The sequence below is a fragment of the Mesorhizobium sp. M0751 genome, from assembly GCF_040320265.1.
In the GTDB taxonomy this organism is placed as follows: Bacteria; Pseudomonadota; Alphaproteobacteria; order Rhizobiales; family Rhizobiaceae; genus Mesorhizobium.
On record NZ_JAMYPH010000017.1, the window covers coordinates 79439 to 101978 of the forward strand.

Below are 22540 nucleotides of genomic sequence, written 5' to 3' on the forward strand. Positions count from 1 at the left end.
GTCAGCCTCGTAGTCGGTGGGAGCAGATGCTTTTAAAGCAACCATTCGCGCCCGGCTACCGTTTCCTGACGACCTTGCGCCAAAGGCCGTCTTAGGCATTCGCGGCAAGCCTCAACCTGTCACGTTGCACAGGCTCTAACACTGTGCGCCCATATCTGGTATGAGGTACAGGCTGCGCTGGGGCCATTTTCATTGTACAGGGGCGGCTGTCACATTTTTGCGGTTTTCCTCGGCTTGTGCTTGCTTGAGGGCGCCGGCACCCCACCTATAGGGCGGCCTGGCGGGCAGGGGTTTAGAAGAAGCAGTCATGTTAGCGGGACCAATCGAACCGACCAACACCGAGACGGAGTTGGCTCCCAAGGCCGCAGGCCGGGCGCGGGTCGACGCGTTTGACATTGCGCAGCGTCATTCGCGCCGGGTCCGGATCCTCAAGCTGGCCGTGCCGCTGGTCGCTGCCGTGATCGCGGTCGCGTTTCCGGTCTATTCCTATCTCATGGCTCCCGCTGCAATCGAGGTGCAGGCTGATGGCGGCGCCTTTGCCAATGGCAAGCTGGTGATGGCCAATCCCAAGCTCAACGGCTTCACCAAGCAGGACCTGCCCTATTCGATGACGGCCCTGCGCGCCATACAGGACGTCAGCAAACAAGGCATCATCGATCTGGAAGGCATCAAGGCCAAGCTGCCGATTGCGGCCGACAACACGGCCGCCATCGATGCCACGCACGGCACCTACGATCGCGACGGCAACACGCTCAGCCTGACCAGCGACGTGACCGTGTCGACCACGGATGGTGTGGTGGCAAAATTCAAATCAGTCTATCTCGATATGGGCGAAGGCACTATGAAGACAAGCGAGCCCGTCGATGTCAGCCGCGGCGGGTCGCGGATCAGGGCGGATTCGATGTCGGTCCAGGACAATGGCAAGGTCCTGGTTTTCGAGAACAAGGTGCGCGTCGACATCGATCCCGCCAGTTTGAAGGCGGCAGAGGCAAAGAGCGGAGAGACCAATGCGGTTCAGTAGTTCGGCACGGCGCCTCGCCGCGATTTCGGCGTTGACGCTTGGGTTGCCCTTGGGGCTGACCTTCGGGACGGCGCCGTCTCTGGCGCAATCCAGTGCCACCAGCCAAATGTCTGGTCTCAGGCTGTCGGGCGACAAGCCGATCCAGATCGAAAGCGACAAGCTCGAGGTGCGCCAGGCGGAAAGCGTCGCCGTCTTCACCGGCAACGTCAACGTCGTCCAGGGTCCAACCGTGCTCAAGGCCGGCAAAATGACGGTCTATTACGTCAGGGACGCAGGCGCCGCCAAAGGCGCCCAGCCCGCGGGTGCCGCGGCAATGACCGGATCCGCCAACATCGACCATCTCGAGGTCGACGATAAGGTCTACATCAAATCGGACAATCAGGTTGCCACCGGCGATCGCGGCACCTTCGACATGAAGACCGAAGTGCTGGTGCTTTCGGGCAGCAAGGTCGTGCTCTCGCAAGGCGACAACGTGCTTGTCGGCTGCAAGCTTACCGTGCAGATGAAGAGTGGCCTTGCCCAGGTCGACGCTTGCGGCGGCCGCGTCATGATGTCGATCACGCCGCCGGCGAAGTCCGGAGCAGCGAAACCCTGATGACCGGCATATCGTCGTTGCTGGCGCGTCTTCCAGGGCGCGCCGCCAGCAAACTTGCGGCACCGGCCAGGGTCACCGTCGAAGCGGCAAAGTTCAAGGGAACTTTGATCGCCAAGGGGCTGACCAAAAGCTACAAGGGCCGCAAAGTCGTCAGCGGCGTGACGCTGGGCGTGCGCGCCGGCGAGGCGGTTGGGCTGCTTGGCCCCAACGGCGCCGGCAAGACGACCTGTTTCTACATGGTAACCGGCCTGGTGCCGGTCGATGAAGGCACCATCGAAATCGACGGTTTCGACGTCACGTCGATGCCGATGTATCGCCGCGCCCGTCTCGGCATCGGCTATCTACCGCAGGAAGCCTCGATTTTTCGCGGCCTGAATGTCGAGCAAAACATCCGGGCCGTGCTCGAAGTGGTCGAAAAGAGCCGCAAGGAACGTGAGCGCCTGCTCGACGAATTGCTCGAGGAATTCCATATCAGCCATCTGCGCAAGGCTCCGTCGCTGTCGCTCTCCGGCGGTGAGCGGCGACGCCTCGAAATTGCCCGTGCGTTGGCAACCCGCCCCGCCTACATGCTGCTCGACGAACCTTTCGCCGGCATCGACCCGATCGCCGTCGCCGACATCCAGCAGCTCGTGCGCCACCTGACGGCACGTGGCATCGGCGTGCTGATCACCGACCATAATGTCCGCGAGACACTTGGCCTGATCGACCGCGCCTACATCATCCATGCCGGCCAGGTGCTGACCCATGGCCGGGCCGACGAGGTGGTCGCAAATGCCGATGTGCGGCGGCTTTATCTCGGCGAGGGATTTACGCTCTAAATGCGAAATTCCGGTTCGAGCGGGATTTCCGGCGTAGTCCAGCAGCTTTTTCTTCAATTTTCTGCCTGAAAATGCGCCGGCAGGCGAGTTTTACCGCTCCTCGCCTTGACAAGCAAAAGCCGGGCCAGTTTCTATGCTGGCCTGCAAAAGTCCTTCCAGCAGTGCGGGTGCGTAGACGGAGCGTTTGAAACCGAACCATGGCGTTGGCGGCAAAACTACAGCTACGACAGTCGCAGTCGCTGGTGATGACGCCGCAGCTGATGCAGTCGATCCGCCTGCTCCAGTTCACCCATCTCGAGCTGGAACGCTTCATCGACGACGAGATCGAACGCAATCCCCTGCTGGAACGCGCCGAACCGCAGGAGGACGCCGCCAGCGACCAGGCGCAGAAGGGCGACGCCGCACCGGAACCAGCCGCCGACGGCGACTGGTTCGAGGCGGAGACGGCGTGGAGCGCCGAGGCGATCTCGGAAAAGCTCGATACGTCGCTGGAAAACCTGTTTCCTGACGATCCGGGTACGAGCGAGCGGCTCGGGCCCGACCTGACGGCACAATGGAAATCGGCGTCCGGCAACGGTTCCACCTCTTCCTCCGACGGCTTCGACGTCGCGGATATGGCGGCGGCTGCCATCACGCTGCGCGACCATGTCGGCGAGCAGGTGGCGCTCGCGTTTGCCGATCCGGCGGCGCGCCTGATCGCCGGCGAGCTTGCCGACGGCCTCGACGAGGCCGGCTACATGCGTGCCGACATGGCCGAGATCGCGGCCCGCCTCGGCACGGACGCCACGGCGGTGGCAAAGGTCCTGGCGGTCTGCCAGACATTTGAGCCCGCCGGCATCTTCGCCCGCGACCTCGCCGAATGCCTGTTGCTGCAGCTTGCGGTGCGCGACCGGCTCGATCCGGCGATGAAGGCGCTGATCGCCAATCTGGAACTGTTGGCACGGCGCGATTTCCAGACGCTGAAGCGGATTTGCGGCGTCGACGAGGAGGATCTGCTCGACATGCTGGCCGAGATCCGGGCGCTCGACCCGCGGCCGGGAATGGCGTTTTCGCGCGGTGCCAGCGATGCGATCGTGGCCGACGTCGAGGTGCGCGCAGCCAATGACGGCAGCTGGACGGTCGAGCTCAATGCCGAGACGCTGCCGCGCGTGCTGGTCGATCACATCTATTTCGCCCAGGTCACGCCACATGCGAAAAACCAGGCGGAAAAGGATTTTCTCGCCGAATGCCTGCAGAACGCCAACTGGCTCACACGCAGCCTCGACCAGCGGGCGAAGACCATTCTCAAGGTGGCCTCCGAGATCGTGCGCCAGCAGGACGCTTTTCTCGTCCACGGCGTGCGGCACCTGAAGCCGCTCAACCTGCGCACGGTGGCGGACGCCATCGGCATGCACGAATCAACGGTCAGCCGGGTCACGGCAAACAAATACATGCTGACGCCGCGCGGTGTGTTCGAACTGCGCTATTTCTTCACCGCCTCGATCGCTTCGTCAGGTGGCGGCGATGCGCATTCGTCGGAAGCGGTGCGCGACCGCATAAAGCAGCTGATCGACGAGGAGAAAGCCGTCGATGTGCTTTCCGACGATGCTATCGTGGACATGCTGCGGGAAAGCGGCGTCGACATCGCTAGGCGCACGGTGGCCAAGTACCGGGAAGGCATGAACATACCCTCGTCGGTGCAGCGGCGGCGCGAAAAACGCGCTTTGGCCAGCGCCGGCCGTTGATCTCCGGCGGAATTTCCACAGCTTTCGCCCTTCATTGACAAGCGGCAACGAAGTGGCTAGAAGCCCGCCCGCATGAGACGGGCTGGCGACTGGATTTGAGTTCGCTGATGCCCGCACGAGAGATGGTCCGTCACGACGTAGGCCACGGGACGGCCAAGAAGGCGGCTTGTGATCAACCGGAAAGTTCGGATCTAAAATCGGCGCAAGTGACGCCGCAAAAGCTTGTGCGCGCGGACCACGAGTATAAACTCGGGACAGTTTGAAGCCTGAGCAAGGAAGGTCAGTTTTCAGATGACACTGCGCATATCGGGAAAACACATGGATATCGGCGATGCGTTCCGTACGCGCATCAACGACCGTGTCGGGGAAGTGATCGGGAAATATTTCGATCGGGGCTTTTCAGGGCAAATCGTAGTCGTCAAATCGGGGTCGCGCTACACGGCCGATTGCATGATCCGGCTGGACTCCGGCGCTTCGCTGCAGGCGACCGGCGATGCCCAGGATCCAACGCTTGCCTTCGATACCGCGGCAGACCGTCTGGAAACGCGCCTCAGGCGCTACAAGCGCCGGCTGAAGTCGCACAATTCAGGCAATAGCAACGGCGAGCTCACGGACGTCGCCTATACGGTGATGGCGCCGCTTGCCGACGACGAGGAGGACATATCGGAGAATTTCGCGCCGGCCATCGTCGCCGAATCGACCATGACGCTGCGGACCATGTCGGTGGCGTCAGCGGTGATCGAACTCGACACCAAGGACAGCCCGGTCCTGGTCTTCCGCAATGCCGGAAACGACCATCTCAACATCGTCTATCGCCGGCCGGACGGGAATATCGGCTGGATCGACCCGTCCACGGCCAAGGTCGCGCAGGGGTAAAGACCAGCCGCACGCGAGCGTGGGGACTGGCGACGGCAGGCGAACAAGGGATTTCAAGCATGGATCTGAGCGATCTCGTCAGCGTTCCGGCAATCATGCCGGCGTTGAAGGCGAACTCCAAAAAGCAGCTGCTGCAATTGCTGTCCGAAAGGGCGGCGGCGATTTCCGGCATTCCGGAGCGAGAGGTGTTCGATACCATCCTGCAACGCGAGCGCCTCGGCTCGACCGGCGTCGGCAACGGCATCGCCATTCCGCACGGCAAGCTGGCCGGGGTGAAGCGGATCGCCGGCGTTTTTGCCCGGCTGGAGACACCGGTCGACTTCGAGGCCCTCGATGATCAGCCGGTCGACCTGGTGTTTCTGCTTTTGGCTCCCGAAGGTGCCGGCGCCGACCACCTCAAGGCGCTGTCGCGCATCGCGCGGGTGCTGCGCGATGCCGACACGGTTGCCAAGATCAGGGGCACGCGCGACGCCGTGGCCATCCATGCGCTGCTGTCGGACACGCAGGCCTCGCACGCCGCCTGAGGTTTTGATTAAATCCGTTGGAGGGCCGCCGTGAGCGGCCCTGTCCGTTTCCAACCAGATCGCTGCGCCGTATTTGTCAGTGGATAGCGACGTTAGTGGATAGCGACCGGGGTCAGATCGTTTTCCAGCGCGCCAGCCAGCGCCCGGTCGCGAGCGTCCGAAAGCAGGATCGGCTGGCCATTGGCGGCAAACAGGGCCCACAGTTCCAGCCCGGGGGCGATTTCGCCGAGACCCGGGAAACGGCCGCGCAGATCGTCGCTCGACACTTTCCTGAGATAGGCGACCGAACCTTCGCCGAGATGGGCGAATTCGCCGCTGGTCATGATAATATTTTCGTTAGTTCTGGTCATTTCAAGCCTCCTTGCCGCGAGACGCCGCTCAAGGCCATCCCGCATGAGAGCTATCGGCAAAAATCAGTCTTTCACCGATATGTTTATTTTTCGTACCAGCCGTTCGGATTCCGGCCGATCGAGATCGATCGACAGAAGGCCGTTCTTCAATTCCGCCGCAATCACCCGCATGCCGTCGGCCAGCACGAAACAGCGCTGGAACTGGCGCGCGGCGATGCCGCGGTGGAGAAATTCGCGCTCGGTGTCGTCGTTCTGACGGCCGCGCACGACCAACTGGTTCTCCTCCGTTGTGACATCGAGATCGCTCTCCGCGAAACCGGCGACGGCGAGCGTGATACGCAGCCTTTCGGTTTTGCCGTCGGCACCGCTGAGGCGCTCGATGTTGTAGGGGGGATAGCTGTCACCGGACTTTGCCAAGCGCTCCAGCGTCTTTTCCATGGAATCGAAACCGAGGAGAAGCGGGCTGGAAAAAGGCGTCATTCGGCTCATGTTACAGTGTCCTCTCAAGAGCGACATAAAGTGGAAAAACCCGGATGGCATTTTTCCCGATGGTCTTGATATGGTCCGTCGCCCGGCAGACTTCAAGCCGTCACTCGTCCCGCCCAAAAAGACTTGCCAAAACAAGGAATTGAAATGCCCCAATCCCGCAGGATCATCATCGACACTGACCCCGGCCAGGACGATGCCGTCGCCATATTGCTGGCGCTCGGCAGCGCCGAGCTGGAGATCGTCGGCATCACCGCGGTGGCCGGCAACGTGCCGCTGAAACTTACCGAAAAAAACGCCCGCAAGATCTGTGAGCTGGCCGGCCGGCCGGACGTCAAGGTCTATGCAGGCGCCATCCGGCCGCTGGCGCGCGAATTGGTCACCGCCGAAGAAGTGCATGGCAAGACCGGCCTCAACGGACCGCAACTGCCCGAACCAAAGATGAAGCTGCAGGACGAGTATGCGGTCGATTTCATCGTCGAGACGCTGATGAACGAGGAGAGCGGCACGATCACGCTGTGCGCGCTCGGGCCGCTCACCAATGTTGCGCTGGCGCTGATCCGCGAGCCGAAAATCGCGCCGCGCATCAAGGAGATCGTGCTGATGGGCGGCGGCTTCTTCGAGGGCGGCAACGTCACGCCGACCGCCGAGTTCAACATCTATGTCGACCCGCATGCCGCCGATGTCGTGTTCAAGTCCGGCATTCCGATCGTGATGATGCCGCTCGATGTCACCCACAAGGCGCTGACCACCGCCAAGCGCACGAAGGCCTTCCGCAAGCTCGGCACCAGGGTCGGCACGGCCACCGCCGACATGCTGGAATTCTTCGAACGTTTCGACGAGGAAAAATACGGCACCGATGGCGGCCCGCTGCACGATCCTTGCGTCATCGCCTATCTGTTGAAGCCGAAGCTGTTCAAGGGTCGCAACTGCAATGTCAGCGTGGAAACCGCCTCGGAGCTCACTATGGGCATGACGGTGATCGACTGGTGGGGAGTGACCAAGCGGCCGAAGAACGCCATGGTGATGCGTGACATCGACCACGATGCGTTTTTCGCGCTGTTGCTGGAAAGGCTGGGGCGGCTTTAGCGCCGTCGTTCATTTCCGAAGCAGACGATACGTTTCGGTGTCGTTCACGCGACGCTGTCGCTCGATCAAAACTTGCGAGCCGATGGCGCGCGGCGCGCTCGGGTCGCCATATACGAACACCAACAGGTTATTTTCTTCGAGGCGGATTCCGTAAAGATAGCGGAACCCGTCACCGACCGCACTTTCGGGATTTGGGGAAGCGTTGAGGACGTTGACCACAGTGCCTGGCACGCGCTCCACATCGACGATGGGGCTGCTCCGCCTTGCAATCAGTGCGCCGATTGCCAAAAATGCAGACGCCCACCACAACGCTGGTGATAATGACGCCCCGGAGGTTCTCCCGCAGTATCAGCAAGGTGAAGGCCAGCCGCGTTCTTGCCATGGTTCAACTTGCAAACCGGTAAAAGACGAAGCCATTGTCGCGCGTTACGCGCTCGATGCCGACGCGCGAGCCGATCAGATGCGGGAGGTCGTCGTAAACCAGGACCATCGAACCGTTCTCAAGGACCAGTAGATATTGGATATTCTGCCTTTACCCTGTCCACTTTTGATCGTTGCATCGACCGGGTCGACCGACCGGATCGGGCTCGCGTCATTTGCCCAGAGCCGACGGAACCATCAAAGCGAACAAAGCACCGATCAGGATCACGCCAAACGCGTTCCTTTTCAAATCCGCGTAAGTCCACGGCATAGACATGAATCCCCAACTGTTGATCCATGTGGTGGCCTGAAGGCCGACTTTCAATCGGCCTTCCTATTCCAGGATGTTGCTGTTGGCGTCGCCGGGCTCGCGGCAGTTACTTCGCCTTGGAAAACGCCAGCCATAGGCCGCCTCCGACGAGGAAGCTGCCGCTGATTCGCGACAGCAGCTTGACGCGGCCGGCCGACAGCAGGCGTCCGGCGCGGCCGGCGGCCAGCGCGTAGGTCGAATCCGACACTGCGGCGAAGATCATGGCGGTGAGACCCATGACGCCGATCTGTAATGCGTAATTGCCTTCAGGCGCGATGAACTGCGGAAAGAAGGCGCCGAAGAACACCAGCGTCTTCGGATTGCTGATCGCCACCAGCAGCCCCTGCAGGAAGAAGCCGCCACGCGGCTTTTTTGCCGATCCGTCGGCGTTAAGCTTGCCTTTCGAGCGGAACATTTGCACGCCCATCCAGATCAGGTAAGCGGCGCCGATCAGCCGGACCCATTCGAACCAGTGGCCCATGCCGGCGATCAGCGATGTCAGCCCGATGCCGACAATGGCGATCATGATGGCTAGCCCGGCCTGGGTGCCGGCGACATTGGCGAGCCCGGCGCGCGAGCCGTGGCGAATGCTGTTGGCGATGATCAGCGTCACCGTCGGCCCCGGCACCAGGATGATGACGATGCAGGCGACGACGTAGGTGGCGTAGAGTTCCAGCGACATTTTTCCCTCCGCAGAATGCCGCTCGTGCGGCGCGCTGTCGCGATCAATGCATGGCGATGAGTTGCGAGCAAGTCGGCGAGGCGCCGACAATGCGGAGCTGATTTCAGCAGGCACCTGCCTGCCATGGCAGCCTTGCCTCATAGGCGGCAGCCGCCCTCAGCACGGAGAGGTCACCGCGCGGTCGCCCGATCAATTGCATGCCCATTGGCCTGCCCCTGGCGTCGAAGCCCGCCGGTACGTTGACCGCCGGGCAGCCGCCCAGCGTGGCGAGCGCTGAGACCTGCATCCAGCGGTGATAGCTGTCCATGGCACGCCCAGCCACTTCCCTTGGCCAGTGGGTGAGGACATCGAAGGGAAAGACCTGTGCGGCTGGCAGCGCAATCAGGTCGAAACGCTCGAAGAGCGATAGCAGCATTCCGTGCCAGGACGAGCGCCTCACCGTGGCGGCATGGATCTGCGGCGCGGTGAGGCGCATCGCTTGTTCCACCTCCCAAACAGCCTCCGGCTTCAGCAGACTGCGTTTCAAGGGATCATCGTAATGCGCCTTGAGCGCACAACCACTGCTCGCCTGGCGAAGCGTTACAAAGGCTTGCCACAGCGCTTCGAAGTCGAATTCCGGCATCAGTGGCTCGGCCTCGAAGGATACACCCGCGAACCGGCCGAGTGCTGCCTCGCAAAGCTGTAGAATGCCTGCTTCAACCGGCAGATGACCGTCGAGATCGCCGAGCCAGGCGATACGCCCGCCGGCCGCCGGCGTTTCCACCCCTTCGAGAAACGAGCCTGGCTTATCATGCGACAGCGGCGCGCGAGGATGATAGCCGGCCTGCACGTCGAGCAGCAGCGCCATGTCGCGCACGTTACGCCCCATAGGCCCTTCGACGCCCATCTGCGCATGAAACACATCAAGGTCAGGGCCAGCCGGCACCAATCCCTGCGACGGGCGGAAGCCATAGACATTGTTGTAGGCAGCGGGATTGCGCAGCGAGCCGCCAAAATCGCTGCCATCGGCAACGGGAACCATGTCGAGCGCCAGCGCGACCGCCGCACCGCCGCTCGAGCCGCCGGCGGTCAGCGCCGGGTCGAATGCGTTGAGCGTCTGTCCGAACACGGTGTTGTAGGTGTTGGAGCCGAGCCCGAATTCGGGAACGTTGGTCTTGCCGATGATGATCGCGCCGGCCTTGCGGACGCGCTCGACGAAGAAATCGTCTTCCTCAGGCACGAAATCGACGAAGATCGGCGAGCCGAAGGTGGTTCTCAGGCCTTTTGTCAGCGCAAGATCCTTAATCGCGATCGGCAGGCCGAACAGCGATCCGGTATCTCCTCCTCGCGCCAGATGGGCGTCAGCGCTGTCGGCCTCGCGCAGGATGTCGGCATGCTCACGCAATGAAACGATAGCGTTGACCAGCGGGTTCACCGCCTCGATCCTGTCGAGGAATGCCGCGATCACTTCGCGCACCGAAAGTTGCCGGCGCCTGATCTTCTCGGCAAGCTCCACGGCAGACAGGCGGCAGATGTCGCCGGCGGGCGGCGCCGAATGCTTCGTGGTCGGGCGCGCGGCTGTCATCCCGCTTTAGCCTGCAGATTTCTGCAGGGCGGCATCGACGTCCCTGGCCAGCGGGATGGCCGGCTGTGCACCGGCTTTCAGGCAGGCCAGCGAGCCGGCTGCGGCAGCGCGTGCTAATGCCTGGTCGAGCGACAGGCCGGCTGCCAGCCCGGCGGCGAAATAGCCGCAGAACGTGTCGCCGGCGCCGACCGTGTCGAGCGGGGTGATCTTCAGCGCCGGAACCATCAGGAGATCGTCCGGTGTTGCCGCCAGAACGCCGTCCGGGCCAAGCGTGACGACGATGGTGCGGCCGGTTCTCGCGGCATAGTCGCGCATCCGTGCCGGGCGGTCGCGGCCGCTCAACGACAGCGCCTCGCCATAGAGGTCGAACTCGGTTTCGTTGGCGACGAGATAGTCGGCCTTGCCGAGGAAGCCGGCCGCGTCGCTATGGAAAGGGGCGGTGTTGAGCACGGTGACCGCGCCGGCCGTCCTTGCCGCGTCAAGCGCCGTCTCGACCGTTTGCAGCGGGACTTCCAACTGCAACAGCACGACATCGCCGTTTTTCAGGAAAGCTTTGGAAAGGTCACCCGGCACGACCGAATCATTGGCGCCCGGCACGACAGCGATCACGTTCTCGCCGTCGGCGCCGACCATGATCAACGCGGTACCGGTCGAGGCAAAGGTCTCGCCGACGCCGGACAGGTCGATCTTGCCGTCGCGCAGCAGCGCCAGAGCGTCGCTGGCGAAGCTGTCCTTGCCGACGGCGCCGACCATGCGCACCTTGGCGCCGGCGCGGGCGGCGGCCAGCGCCTGGTTGGCGCCTTTGCCGCCGGGGGCAGTGGCGAAACCGGAGCCGCGCACGGTCTCGCCGGGATCGGGCAAGCGGTCGACACTGGCGATGAGGTCGAGATTGATGGAGCCGATGACGACGATCAAGAAGTGCCTCCCGCTAGCGCATATCACTCTAATTGCGCGGGAAGCTACTCCGTAAGATCGCTGCTTGTCACCCTAGCGGTCTTCGCTCCTGTCGTTCCATTCGTTGGCTTCAAGAGACCTGTCCCGCCTCCCAGCCGAGGATCGCGCGTTTGCGGGTCAGACCCCAATGATAGCCGGTGAGCGCGCCGGACTTGCCGAGAGCCCGGTGGCACGGCACGACGAAGGACATCGGATTGGCACCGACCGCGGCACCGACAGCCCGGCTGGCGCTCGGTGCGCCGATACGCGCGGCGATCGAGGAATAGGTGCAGGCCTGGCCCATCGGAATGCGCAGCAAGGCCTCCCAGACACGGACCTGGAAGTCTGTGCCGATCATGACAACGCGCAGCGGCTGGTCGGCGCGCCACAGCGACGGATCGAAGATGCGCGCGGCATAGGGCGCCGTTGCCGCCATGTCCTCGACATAGGTCGCATTCGGCCAGCGGCTGGACATGTCGGCAAAGGCCGCACGCTCGCCGCCGGGGTCGTTGAAGGCGAGGCCGGCGAGGCCGCGGTCCGTCACCATGATCAGCGCGATGCCGAAAGGTGAGATATGATAGCCGTAGCGGATGGTGAGCCCGGCGCCGCGGGTCTTGTAGTCGCCCGGCGACATCGCTTCGTGAGTGACGAACAGATCGTGCAGCCGGCCTGGGCCGGACATGCCGAGTTCGAACGAAGTTTCCAGCAGCGGCATGCCGGCATCGAGCAGTTTGCGCGCATGATCGAGGGTGACGGCCTGCAGAAAAGCCTTGGGCGACAGGCCGGCCCAGCGGGTGAACAGCTTCTGCAGCCCGGTCGGCGTCTCGCCGACCTCCTCGGCCAGCACTTCCAACGAAGGCTGGTCGCGATAGTCGAGGCTGATCTTTTCGATGGCACGACGGACGATTTCGTAGTCTCCACCTTCAGGCGTGATGTCCTTCTGAAGGATTGCTGTCGTTTTGAGAGGCATTTGGGCGTTCATGGCAGTATCTCCTTGAGTGCGAATATCGTCCTTCGCGGCGCCGATCACCACCCGAAACTTGCTTTCCCGCGGCATGTACCCAGATAGAGCTGGGCTTGAATGGGGAGGACGGTCGTGGCTGGTGAAAAAGTAAACCTGACCGGGGCAAAGGAGACTTTGCTTTTGACACTTTACGGCAAGGCGCTGGAGAGCCGGCTGCCCAATTCGCTGCTCAGGGACTACTTTGCCGACGAGGCGGTGCGCAACATCGACTATGATTTCTCACGGCTCAAGGTCGACAACAATCTCGGCATCGGTCTAGCAATCAGGGCAAAGACGCTGGACGTCTGCGTTCAGGACTTTGTCGCCCGAAATCCTGACGCCATCGTACTGCATCTGGGGTGTGGGCTCGATACGCGCATATTCCGTATCGACCCGCCAGCCGGCGTGGACTGGTTCGACGTCGACTATCCCGAAGTCATCAAGCTCAGGCGCAAGCTCTATCCCGTGCGGGATCACTACCACCTGATCGCTTCGTCGGTCACCGAACCGGGATGGCTGAACGAAGTACCTCGGCATCGCCCGGCCATAGTCGTGGCGGAAGGCCTGACTCCCTACCTGGGCGCCGAGGAGGGGCGGCAACTGTTTTCTCGTTTGGTGGGACATCTCTCGAGCGGCGAACTGGTTTTCGATGCCTATAGTCGCCTGGGCCTGAAGATCATTCGCCTCAATTCCTCCTTCCGCGCCACCGGCGCCGAGGTCCATTGGAGCATCGAGAACCCGCATGAATTGGAGCGAGCCGTTCCGAAGCTGCGGTTCGTCGAGGACATCCCCGCCTATAAGCCGGAACATGCCACTCGCATGCGCTGGTTCGCGAAACTGTTTGTTCGCCTTTGGAAATACGTTCCGGCATTGCGCAAGATCGGCAGGCTGTTGCGCTATCGGTTCTGAAACGCTGGCTCAGCGCGCCTTGGCGGTCGCCAGAGCGCGCGAAAATGCGGTGGCAAAACTTTCGCGGTCGTCGGGGTTGAGAAAGCCGCCGATCGAAACGGTTTTTCCTTGCGCCTCGACCGCCATTCTGGTGATGCCGATCTCGGCATGGCGGGCGATCGAAAAGCGCGCCCAGAACGGATTGAAGCGGTGTGCTTCCGATTTGCCTGACGGGGCAGTCTTGCGGATGTCGAGGCTGGTGCGCGACACCGATACCTCCTCGCGAGCCCGGGCGGCACGATAATTGGCTCGGAAGGCGATGTAGACGGCGATCACGTCAAGGCCGAAGAAGCCGAACACCGGCCAGGCGCCGCGCGACAGAAAAAACGCTCCGGTCACCAGCCACAGGAACAGCAGCGCGCCCATCAGTATGGCAAAGCCGGTCTTGCCCAGCGACCGGTGCGGTGTCAGCAGCGCCTGGAAGAATGGCTCGTCGGCCTGAAATGAGGCGTTTGTGTCGCTCATTACAGAATATTATAGGAAGGCAATGACAAGCCCCAAGCCCAAAAGCTCTTCGGCGCTCAAAAAAGAACTGTTGCCCGGCCGCCGCGATGGCTCGAACGCCAAGCCGCGTCCGCGGCCCGCAAGATCCCGGGCGCTTTACAGCGCGGCCGAGGTGCATGAGATTTTCCGGCGCTTTTCCGTTCAGCGGCCGGAGCCGAAAGGCGAGCTCGAACATATCAACGCCTTCACGCTGTTGGTGGCGGTGGTGCTTTCGGCGCAGGCGACGGATGCCGGCGTCAACAAGGCGACGCGGGCGCTGTTCAAAATTGCCGACACGCCGCAAAAGATGCTGGCGCTGGGCGAGGCCAGGCTCGGCGACCATATCCGCACGATCGGGCTGTGGCGCAACAAGGCCAAGAACGTCATCGCGCTGTCCGAGGCGCTGATCCGCGACCATGGCGGCGAGGTACCCGAGGATCGCGATCAGCTGGTCGAGCTGCCGGGTGTCGGGCGCAAGACCGCCAACGTCGTGCTCAACGTGGCATTCGGCCAGCATACGATGGCGGTCGACACGCACATCTTCCGCATCGGCAACAGGCTCGGCCTGGCGCCGGGCAAGACGCCGGAACAGGTCGAGCAAGGTTTCCTGAAGATCATTCCGGATGAATATATGCGGCATGCGCATCATTGGCTGATTCTGCACGGCCGCTATGTCTGCAAGGCGCGCAAGCCGGATTGCCCGGCCTGCGTCATCGCCGATATCTGCAAGGCCAAGGAAAAGACGACCAGCGTGCCTGCACCGCTGGTCGAGATCGCGCCGCTCGGGCCAGTAGAGGCGGCTACTGAATCAGTGCCAGCCAAGTGACTCTGAAGTTTCTCCTATGTGGCGCCGTCCACGTTCAGGAGCTCTCTTCGACAAACACTTCCTCGCGCTTCTTCCTGACCGCGGGGAGAAACACGATGACGAGCACCGCAAGCGCGATGAGGAGCAGGCTGGCGCTGATCGGACGCGTTACGAAGGTGCTCGGATCGCCGCGCGAGAGGATCATGGCGCGGCGCAGGTTTTCCTCGAGCAGCGGGCCGAGCACGAAGCCGAGTAGCAGCGGCGCGGGTTCGCAGCGCAGCTTGGTCAGGAGATAGCCAAGCAAGCCGAAGAAGGCGACGGCATAGAGGTCGTAGACGTTGGTGTTGACGCTGTAAACGCCGATCGAGCAGAACGCCATGATGATCGGGAAGAGCACGTAATACGGGATCGTAAGCAGCTTCACCCAGAGCCCGATCAGCGGCAGGTTCAAGACAATCAACATCAGATTGCCGATCCACATCGAGGTGATGATACCCCAAAACAGCGCAGGCTGTTCGATGGCGACATTGGGGCCGGGCACGATGCCCTGGATGATCATCGCGCCGATCATCAGCGCCATTACCGGGTTAGCCGGAATGCCGAGCGTCAGCATCGGGATGAAGGAGGTCTGAGCGCCGGCATTGTTGGCCGATTCCGGCCCGGCGACGCCTTCGATGGCGCCCTTGCCGAATTCCCCCGGATTGTTCGAGACACGTTTCTCGACGGTGTAGGAGGCAAAGGCGGCAAGGATCGCGCCGCCTCCCGGCAGGATGCCGAGCGCCGAACCGATGATCGTTCCGCGCACGATGGGAGCCGCCATGCGCCGAAAATCTTCGCGGGTCGGCATAAGGCCTGAGATCTTTCGGATCAGCACGGAACGCTCATGCTCGTTTTCGAGGTTGCGCAGTATCTCGGCGACGCCGAAGACGCCGACCGCCACTGCGACGAAATTCAGCCCGTCGGCATATTCCCGGATGCCGAGCGTGAAGCGGGGCGTACCGGTGTAAATATCCGTGCCGGCAAGTCCCAGCAGCAGGCCGAGCACGACCATGGCCAGTGCCTTGACGATCGAGCCGTGGGCGAGCGCGACGGACGAGACCAGGCCGACGATCATCAGCGAAAAATACTCGGCCGCGCCGAATCTCAGCGCAATCGCCGTCAGCGGCGGGGCAAAGATGGCGACGAGGAAGGTCGACACCGTGCCGGCAAAGAACGAGCCTATCGCCGCGGTCGCCAGGGCTGCTCCGGCGCGGCCGTTCCTGGCCATCTGATAGCCGTCGATTGCGGTGACGGCCGACGAGGATTCGCCGGGCATGTTGATGAGAATGGCGGTGGTCGAGCCGCCATACTGCGCGCCGTAATAGATACCGGCGAGCATGATGAGAGAGGAAACCGGGTCGCCGATCTGGAAGGTGACCGGCAACAGCATGGCGATGGTTGCGGTGGCGCCGATGCCGGGCAGGACGCCAATCAGCGTGCCGAGAAGGACGCCGATCAGGCAGAAACCGAGGTTTGCCAAAGATGTGGCTGTCGAAAAGCCGAGTGCGAGGTTGTTGAGGAGTTCCATTTCATCTCCTCACAACGATAGTGGCAGCCATGGGCCGAAACGCCGGAACGGCAGGCCGAGTGCGTAGCTGAAGACGACGAATGCGAACAGCGTCAGGCCGGCTGACAGCACGAGTGCAGTCAGCGGCTTCATACGGCCGCTGCCGAACGATGCGATCAGCGCCGTCAGGAAGATCGACGGGATGAAGCCGAGGCCGCGCACCGTCAGGCCGAAGAAGATCGGAGCAGGCAGGATAAACAGCATCCCTCGCCACGCAATGTAACCGATCGGCTCGCTTTCGAAACGCACCGCTTGGACGAGGATGGCAGCGCCAAGCAGGATCAGCACGATCGCCAGCACCAGCGGGAAATAGCCCGGCCCCATGCGAAAGGCGGTGCCGATTTCGAGGCCCAGCGACTGCAGCGCGAAAAAGGCGCCAATAAAGATCAACAGCGCGGCGCATATGCCGTTGGTTCTGTCGATCGCGAAAGGTTTCATGGCGTCCTCCCGGCCTGCCTCAAGGGCGTGCCGATGCCGGTGTAAAAACGGGCGCCGGCGGCGCCCCGTCAAAACCTTTAGTCGGCGTACTGGCCGGCCGCTTCGATGATCGGCTTCCAGCGCGCGATCTCACTTTCGAGCTTGGCCTTGAGCGCGGCCGGCGTGGCATCGGCCTCGGGCGATGGCTTGGTGCCGAGTTCGGCAAATCGGGCGACGACGTTCTGGTCCTTCAGCGCCACCTGCAGAGATTTCGACAGGCGTTCGGTGATCTCGGCCGGCGTGCCCTTGGGTGCATAGATGCCGTGCCAGATGCCGACCTGCACCTGGGGAAGGCCGGCTTCTATCGTCGTCGGCAATTCCGGCAGCACGTCCAGGCGTTGCGGCGACGTTACGGCATAGGCCTTGATCGTGCCGCCCTTGATCTGCTTGGTGGTATTGGTCGTCTGGTCGCACATGATATCGACCTGGCCGCCGAGAAGATCGGTCATGGCCGGGCCGGTGCCCTTGTAGGGCACAGTGACCAGCGGCGTGCCGATGGCGCTCATGAACAGCATGCCGCACAGATGCGAGGCGGCACCGATCCCGGCATTGGCAACGGTGATGCTGTCCTTGTTGGCCTTGGCATAGTCGACCAGCCCCTTCAGATCGGTCGGCTCGAGATCCTTGCGGCCGACGATAGTCATGGGCACCTCGGTGACGAGGCCGACATATTCGAAGCCGTTCAGCGTGTCGTAGGCGAGCTTTCTGTAAAGCGTAGCACTTGTCGCCATGCCGATGTGGTGGAGGAGCAGCGTGTAGCCGTCAGGCTCGGCATTTGCGACGCGGCCAGCGCCGAGCGTGCCGCCGGCGCCGCCGACATTCTCGACGATGACCTGCTGGCCGAGGTCTTTCGACATAGCTTCCGCGACAAGACGCGTGACGGTATCGGTAGGGCCGCCGGCCGAAAACGGCACGACAATGGTGATGGTGCGTTCGGGGTAGGTCTGCGCGCCAGCGCCCGACGGGTAAATCATGGCGGCCGCAGCGACAGCCAGCGCGGCGATGAATTTTCGCATCGTGTTTCCTCCCGGGATATGATTGCCAACCGCTGCGCGGGTTCCTCTAAAACCGACTGTAGATGGAGCAATAACTAGCGCAACCCGACAAATGACAATCGGGCTCAAACGGCAAACTGCACGTTTGTCCGCGCAAATGAGTGGGAAGGTTGGGCCGTGCGATACCCTTCCTCCAAACTAGTAGCCATAGCCGCGCGCCATCGCCGCCGCGAACACCGGGATCAACAGGAAGATCGATGCCTCGGTGCGGACATAGGTGCGAACGGACGCTAGCTCCGCCGCAGGCACCTGGAAGCCGGGACTGGCGCTCGCCTGCCTGTTCCAGGACAGGAAACGGATGGTCGGGATAATCGACAACAGGCCGACAATGGCGAAAGCGGCCATCTTTGCCCAGAACATCCAATTGTAGACGTAGAATTCCCAGCCTTTCAGACCATAGACGACGCGGCCGATGCCAATGACGATGATCAGCATGGCAATGATGCCGTAGTGGCGGTCGATGCCGACGAGCCGCTTCAGCGTCGCGACGGACAAGTCGCTGCGGATCAGGACGAATTCGGCGCCGATGATGCCCGCCAGCGAAAACACCAGCAGATGATGGAAGATGGCAAGCACAAGGTCGGTGGTGTCCATGCTGTTTCCCCTCTGTCGGACGGCAGCGCCGAAACCCAACGCGCCTGAACCAATACTGGAGAAAAACTAACACTGCCTGGCAGGATTCACATCAGCCTGGAAGATGATCTACACAGCCTTGGCTCTTGTTTTTCGCAACGGATTTGGATTTCCCGTCTCGTGCGTGTCGCTGTCCCCACTTTTGGAAGACCTGCATTAGGCACCGGCAACACAACCGAGACATGACCATGGCCAGTCCGCAGACAATTGGCGCTCCAGTGATTGAAACCTCGCGCACGGTCCTGCGGCCGCACCGGCTTGACGATTTCGACGCCTATGTCGCCATGTGGGCCGATCCCGTTGTCACCCGGTTTATCGGCGGCAAGCCGCGCACGCGGGAGGAAAGCTGGATGCGCTTCCTACGCCACGCCGGCCTGTGGTCGCTTCTGGGCTACGGCTTCTGGGCGATCGAGGAAAAGGCGACCGGCCGCTTCATCGGCGAGGCCGGCTTTCACGATCTGAAACGCGACATGACGCCGTCGCTCGAGGGCATTCCGGAGGCCGGCTGGGCTCTGGTTTCGGGCGCGCATGGCCAGGGGTTGGCCAGCGAAGTCGTCGCACGGGTGCTTGCCTGGGGCGACGAGATGTTCGGCGCCGCGAAGACCGTCTGCATCATCGATCCGGAAAACACCGGATCGCTGAACGTCGCGGCAAAATGTGGTTATGGCGAAGTGCTGCGAACCGTCTACCAAGGCAAGCCGACCATCCTGCTGGAGCGCCAACCCTGACGGATGCTGTTTGGCACTGCCTGCCACGTCGTCGTCGGGCATCGAGTTCGCCTGCCTGAAAATCGCACAGGCCGATTGTGCCGCATGCGGAGTGTTCTGTCTTTGACAGGAAGACGCAAACTCTGCATGAATTTTATCGAGCGGGTCTTAAGTCAGGCCACGTTTCTGGCAGGCACCGGAGGAGGTGTCGCGATTTGGAGGAATCCCATGCTGAACAGACGCCGATTCTTGATGAGCACCGCGGCAGCAGGTGCTGCCGGACTCGCGGCATCGCATTTTATCCCCGCCTTCGCGCAGGACGCGCCGCAGCTGCAGATTTTCGTGCCAGCGGCGCCGGGCGGCGGCTGGGACCAGACGGCGCGCGCCATGGACCAGGTGCTGCGCAGCGAAAAACTGATCTCCGGCTCGCAGATCACCAATGTCGGCGGTGCAGGCGGCACTGTCGGCCTGCCGCAGTTCGTCAACCAGTGGAAAGGCAAGGGCAATGCGCTGATGGTGGCCGGCATGGTCATGGTTGGCGCCATCATCGCCAACAAGGCGGCCAACAACCTTACCGAAGTCACGCCGATCGCCCGCCTCACCGGCGAGTTCGAGGCGCTTGTGGTGCCGGCCGCCTCGCCGTTCAAGACGGCCGCGGACTTTGTCGCTGCCCTCAAAGCTGACCCGACGCAGGTTCCGGTCGCTGGCGGTTCGGCCGGCGGCTCGGACCACATCTTGTTCGGCCTCATCGCCAAGACCGTCGGTGTTCCGGCTACCAATCTCTCCTATGTGCCGTTTGCCGGCGGCGGCGAGGCGCTTTCGGCGCTGCTCGGCAACCAGGTCGCGGCCGGCATCTCCGGCTATGGCGAGTTCGCCGAACAGATCAAGGCGGGTGCGCTGCGGCTGCTGGCCATCTCCGCCGACAAACGCCAGGAGGGCATCGATGCGCCGACGATGAAGGAAGCCGGCATCGATGTCGAGTTGTTCAATTGGCGCGGCGTCTTCGCACCGCCCGGCGTCTCAGACGCTGACAAGGCAGCAATGATCAAGCTGATCGAGACCATGGCCAAGAGCGACGCCTGGGCCACCGAATGCAAGAACCGCAACTGGACGCAGATCCTGCTTACCGGTGACGATTATGCGAAATTCGTCGCCGAAGACACGGCCCGCATCGGGACGATCCTCAAGGACCTCGGCCTGGCGTGATGCTCTCGGCAAGGAGCGGCCTGCGCCAACCCTTGCCGACTTTCGCCAGCCGCATGGACATACGCGGCGCCGGAGGTGAAACTACGAGATCGGCCGAGTGAGACCGGTCCAAGGAGAACCGGCCCCAAGGGACCGACATTGGGAGGACGATGATGAGCACCAGCGACCAGCGGGCGCCGCCGCGCCTTGCAGTGCCCGAACTGCTGATCGGCGTCGGGCTCCTCGCCTGTGCGGGTGCGGTTGCCTGGCAGACACTGGCAATCCCGGTGTCACCGCTCTATTCCAAGGTCGGTCCGACCGTCTTTCCCTACATCACCATGACCGGGATGGTGATCCTGTCGCTGCTGCTCATCATTGCCGCCTTGCGGGGCGGCTGGCAGCCGGACGACGAAAAGGAGACGCCGACCGACTGGAAGGCGATGGGCATCGTCGCCCTCGGACTGATCGCCAATCTGGCGCTGATCCAGCCGCTCGGCTTTACCGCCGCATCTGTCATCATGTTCGTTCTCATCTGCCACGGTTTCGGCAGCCGGCGTCCGCTGCGTGATGTGCTGCTGGGGCTGATCCTGGCGCTGGCCGCCTATTTCGGCTTCGCCAGAGCGCTCGGCGTCAATATCGGCGCCGGCTTCATCGAAAACCAGCTGAACGCGATCGTCGATTCGGTCGTCGCCATGCTGAGGGGCTGACGCCATGGAAACGCTCGGCCATCTCGCGCACGGATTTTCCGTCGCCTTCTCACCGATCAACCTCATATGGTGCCTGGTCGGCACCACTCTGGGGACTGCGATCGGCGTGCTGCCCGGCCTCGGGCCGGCACTGACCATCGCGCTGCTGTTGCCGATCACCTATCAGGTGGCGCCAGAGGCATCCTTCATCCTGTTTGCCGGCATCTACTACGGCGCCATGTATGGCGGCTCGACGACATCGATCCTGCTCAACACGCCTGGCGAAAGCGCCACCATCGTCACCGCGCTGGAAGGCAACAGGATGGCCCGCTCCGGCCGTGGCGGTGCGGCCCTGGCGACCTCGGCGATCGGCTCCTTCGTCGCCGGCACGCTGGGCACGATCGGCGTTGCCTTTCTGGCGCCCATCGTCGTCAAATTCGCGCTGGCCTTCGGCCCGGCCGAATATTTCTCGCTGATGGTGCTGGCCTTCATCACGGTTTCGGCGGTGCTCGGCTCGTCGTCGGTGCGCGGCCTGACCAGCCTGTTCGTCGGCTTCGTCGTCGGCATGATAGGCGTCGATCTGCAGACGGGGCAGCCGCGCTTCACCTTCGGCATGAGCGAATTGTTGGACGGCGTCGACGTCATCGTCGTCGCGGTTGGCCTGTTCGCCGTTGGCGAGACGCTTTACATGGCCTCGCGCCGCTATGCCGGCAAGGACGACATCGTGCCGTTGAAAGGGTCGCTCTACATGACCGCGGCCGAATGGTCGCGCTCGTGGAGGCCATGGCTGCGCGGCTCCCTGATCGGCTTCCCGATCGGCGCCATGCCGGCCGGCGGCGCCGAAATCCCGACCTTCCTCTCCTATGCCATCGAGAAGAAACTCTCCAGACACAAGGAGGAGTTCGGCACGGTCGGCGCCATCGAGGGCGTTGCCGGGCCGGAAGCGGCCAACAATGCATCCGCGGCCGGCGTGCTGGTGCCGATGCTGACGCTCGGCCTGCCGACCTCGGCGACGGCCGCGATCATGCTGTCGGCATTTCAGAGCTACGGCATCAATCCGGGGCCGCTGCTTTTGACGACGCAGGCCGACCTGGTGTGGGGGCTGATCGCCAGCCTGTTCATCGCCAATGTCATCCTGGTCGTCCTGAACCTGCCGCTGATCGGGCTTTGGGTGCGATTGCTGAAGATCCCGGCGCCGCAGCTCTATGCCGGCATCCTGGTGTTCGCCACGGTCGGCACCTACGGCATCTCGCAATCGCCGATCGACCTCGTCATCCTCTATCTGCTCGGTGCCGCCGGTTTCCTAATGCGGCGTTTCGATTTCCCGACCGCGCCGGTCATCATCGGCATGATTCTCGGGCCGCTTGCCGAAACGCAGTTCCGCCGCGCGATGACCATCTCCAACGGCGATTGGACGGTGTTCTACAAGCATCCACTATCGCTGACGCTGCTGACGCTGGCCTTCATCGGGCTGGTCGGACCGCATATCTGGGCCTACATCGAGCACAGGCGCATGCGTGGACCGGAGCACGTGCCGGGCGATGCCTGAGCTGTTCGTGA

At 62.7% G+C, this 22540-nt stretch carries 26 protein-coding genes; 13 read left to right on the top strand and 13 right to left on the bottom strand.

The genetic code is table 11. The features are described 5' to 3' along the window. Window positions 1-307: 307 nt before the first annotated feature. The 6 genes from lptC to ptsN all read left to right on the top strand — a co-directional run bounded on the left by lptC (window position 308) and on the right by ptsN (window position 5558). Window positions 308-1021, top strand: coding sequence for an LPS export ABC transporter periplasmic protein LptC (gene lptC / locus NKI19_RS23730; RefSeq protein ID WP_352488633.1), 714 nt, complete (start codon window positions 308-310; stop codon window positions 1019-1021). Further along, window positions 1008-1616, top strand: coding sequence for an LptA/OstA family protein (locus NKI19_RS23735; RefSeq protein ID WP_292664963.1), 609 nt, complete (start codon window positions 1008-1010; stop codon window positions 1614-1616). Before lptC ends, NKI19_RS23735 begins: the two co-directional genes overlap by 14 nt. Further along, window positions 1616-2434 (top strand): LPS export ABC transporter ATP-binding protein, encoded by an 819-nt coding sequence (gene lptB, locus NKI19_RS23740; RefSeq protein ID WP_292664962.1) that lies wholly within the window; start codon window positions 1616-1618, stop codon window positions 2432-2434. The genes NKI19_RS23735 and lptB overlap by 1 nt, the downstream gene beginning before the upstream one ends. Before the next feature lie 197 nt (window positions 2435-2631). Next, entirely contained in the window at window positions 2632-4158 is a 1527-nt protein-coding gene (gene rpoN, locus NKI19_RS23745) for an RNA polymerase factor sigma-54 (protein WP_352488635.1), read from the top strand. Between the two features lie 291 nt (window positions 4159-4449). Then, a complete protein-coding gene (gene hpf, locus NKI19_RS23750; protein WP_352565606.1) occupies window positions 4450-5034 on the top strand; it encodes a ribosome hibernation-promoting factor, HPF/YfiA family in 585 nt (194 codons plus the stop codon). Window positions 5035-5093: 59 nt separating this feature from the next. Beyond that, a complete protein-coding gene (gene ptsN / locus NKI19_RS23755) occupies window positions 5094-5558 on the top strand; it encodes a PTS IIA-like nitrogen regulatory protein PtsN (protein ID WP_023675268.1) in 465 nt (154 codons plus the stop codon). Window positions 5559-5650: 92 nt separating this feature from the next. Here ptsN and NKI19_RS23760 read toward each other — a convergent pair whose 3' ends face one another. Continuing rightward, window positions 5651-5908 carry a BQ00720 family protein gene (locus tag NKI19_RS23760; protein WP_023675269.1) on the bottom strand — a complete coding sequence of 86 codons (258 nt, stop codon included), beginning with the start codon at window positions 5906-5908 and terminating at the stop codon, window positions 5651-5653. 63 nt (window positions 5909-5971) lie between these two features. Then, entirely contained in the window at window positions 5972-6397 is a 426-nt protein-coding gene (locus NKI19_RS23765; protein ID WP_023675270.1) for an Hsp20 family protein, read from the bottom strand. 144 nt (window positions 6398-6541) lie between these two features. Here NKI19_RS23765 and NKI19_RS23770 point away from each other — a divergent pair, with 144 nt between their 5' ends. After that, on the top strand, window positions 6542-7483 hold the full coding sequence (locus NKI19_RS23770; protein WP_352469434.1) for a nucleoside hydrolase: 942 nt from the start codon (window positions 6542-6544) through the stop codon (window positions 7481-7483). Window positions 7484-7492: 9 nt separating this feature from the next. On the opposite strand, the gene NKI19_RS23775 is transcribed toward NKI19_RS23770, so the two are convergent. The 6 genes from NKI19_RS23775 to NKI19_RS23800 all read right to left on the bottom strand — a co-directional run bounded on the left by NKI19_RS23775 (window position 7493) and on the right by NKI19_RS23800 (window position 12374). Continuing rightward, window positions 7493-7771 carry a hypothetical protein gene (locus NKI19_RS23775; RefSeq protein ID WP_352488636.1) on the bottom strand — a complete coding sequence of 93 codons (279 nt, stop codon included), beginning with the start codon at window positions 7769-7771 and terminating at the stop codon, window positions 7493-7495. 304 nt (window positions 7772-8075) lie between these two features. Next, entirely contained in the window at window positions 8076-8228 is a 153-nt protein-coding gene (locus tag NKI19_RS23780; RefSeq protein WP_352488637.1) for a hypothetical protein, read from the bottom strand. A 52-nt stretch (window positions 8229-8280) separates the two neighbouring features. After that, window positions 8281-8895 (bottom strand): LysE family translocator, encoded by a 615-nt coding sequence (locus NKI19_RS23785; protein WP_023675274.1) that lies wholly within the window; start codon window positions 8893-8895, stop codon window positions 8281-8283. A gap of 103 nt (window positions 8896-8998) precedes the next feature. Beyond that, window positions 8999-10459 (bottom strand): amidase, encoded by a 1461-nt coding sequence (locus tag NKI19_RS23790; RefSeq protein WP_352488638.1) that lies wholly within the window; start codon window positions 10457-10459, stop codon window positions 8999-9001. Between the two features lie 6 nt (window positions 10460-10465). Further along, window positions 10466-11374 carry a ribokinase gene (locus NKI19_RS23795; RefSeq protein WP_352488639.1) on the bottom strand — a complete coding sequence of 303 codons (909 nt, stop codon included), beginning with the start codon at window positions 11372-11374 and terminating at the stop codon, window positions 10466-10468. Window positions 11375-11483: 109 nt separating this feature from the next. Then, window positions 11484-12374, bottom strand: a complete 891-nt coding sequence (locus NKI19_RS23800; RefSeq protein ID WP_031211349.1) for a methylated-DNA--[protein]-cysteine S-methyltransferase — start codon at window positions 12372-12374, stop codon at window positions 11484-11486. Window positions 12375-12488: 114 nt separating this feature from the next. Here NKI19_RS23800 and NKI19_RS23805 point away from each other — a divergent pair, with 114 nt between their 5' ends. Continuing rightward, entirely contained in the window at window positions 12489-13304 is an 816-nt protein-coding gene (locus NKI19_RS23805) for a class I SAM-dependent methyltransferase (protein ID WP_352488640.1), read from the top strand. 9 nt (window positions 13305-13313) lie between these two features. Here NKI19_RS23805 and NKI19_RS23810 read toward each other — a convergent pair whose 3' ends face one another. After that, window positions 13314-13808: a DUF2244 domain-containing protein gene (locus NKI19_RS23810; RefSeq protein WP_352488641.1), complete on the bottom strand. Its 495-nt coding sequence runs from the start codon at window positions 13806-13808 to the stop codon at window positions 13314-13316. Between the two features lie 22 nt (window positions 13809-13830). Between NKI19_RS23810 and nth the strand changes: the two genes are divergently transcribed. Beyond that, a complete protein-coding gene (gene nth / locus NKI19_RS23815) occupies window positions 13831-14652 on the top strand; it encodes an endonuclease III (RefSeq protein ID WP_352488643.1) in 822 nt (273 codons plus the stop codon). A 34-nt stretch (window positions 14653-14686) separates the two neighbouring features. Here the strand turns inward: nth and NKI19_RS23820 are convergent, their stop codons facing one another. From NKI19_RS23820 to NKI19_RS23835, 4 genes are all read right to left on the bottom strand, one after another. After that, window positions 14687-16198 carry a tripartite tricarboxylate transporter permease gene (locus NKI19_RS23820; RefSeq protein ID WP_352488645.1) on the bottom strand — a complete coding sequence of 504 codons (1512 nt, stop codon included), beginning with the start codon at window positions 16196-16198 and terminating at the stop codon, window positions 14687-14689. A 9-nt stretch (window positions 16199-16207) separates the two neighbouring features. Further along, a complete protein-coding gene (locus tag NKI19_RS23825) occupies window positions 16208-16675 on the bottom strand; it encodes a tripartite tricarboxylate transporter TctB family protein (RefSeq protein WP_292663247.1) in 468 nt (155 codons plus the stop codon). Window positions 16676-16752: 77 nt separating this feature from the next. Then, window positions 16753-17730: a tripartite tricarboxylate transporter substrate-binding protein gene (locus NKI19_RS23830; protein WP_352488646.1), complete on the bottom strand. Its 978-nt coding sequence runs from the start codon at window positions 17728-17730 to the stop codon at window positions 16753-16755. A gap of 177 nt (window positions 17731-17907) precedes the next feature. Next, window positions 17908-18363, bottom strand: a complete 456-nt coding sequence (locus NKI19_RS23835; RefSeq protein WP_352488648.1) for a DUF2214 family protein — start codon at window positions 18361-18363, stop codon at window positions 17908-17910. Window positions 18364-18590: 227 nt separating this feature from the next. Between NKI19_RS23835 and NKI19_RS23840 the strand changes: the two genes are divergently transcribed. The 4 genes from NKI19_RS23840 (at window position 18591) to NKI19_RS23855 (ending at window position 22529) form a co-directional block, all read left to right on the top strand. After that, complete coding sequence (locus tag NKI19_RS23840; protein WP_352565608.1) at window positions 18591-19130, top strand: GNAT family N-acetyltransferase; 540 nt, start codon at window positions 18591-18593, stop codon at window positions 19128-19130. A 207-nt stretch (window positions 19131-19337) separates the two neighbouring features. After that, window positions 19338-20315, top strand: coding sequence for a Bug family tripartite tricarboxylate transporter substrate binding protein (locus NKI19_RS23845; RefSeq protein WP_352488649.1), 978 nt, complete (start codon window positions 19338-19340; stop codon window positions 20313-20315). A 152-nt stretch (window positions 20316-20467) separates the two neighbouring features. Beyond that, entirely contained in the window at window positions 20468-21001 is a 534-nt protein-coding gene (locus NKI19_RS23850; RefSeq protein WP_352488650.1) for a tripartite tricarboxylate transporter TctB family protein, read from the top strand. A 4-nt stretch (window positions 21002-21005) separates the two neighbouring features. Next, a complete protein-coding gene (locus NKI19_RS23855) occupies window positions 21006-22529 on the top strand; it encodes a tripartite tricarboxylate transporter permease (RefSeq protein WP_352565610.1) in 1524 nt (507 codons plus the stop codon). Window positions 22530-22540: the final 11 nt, after the last annotated feature.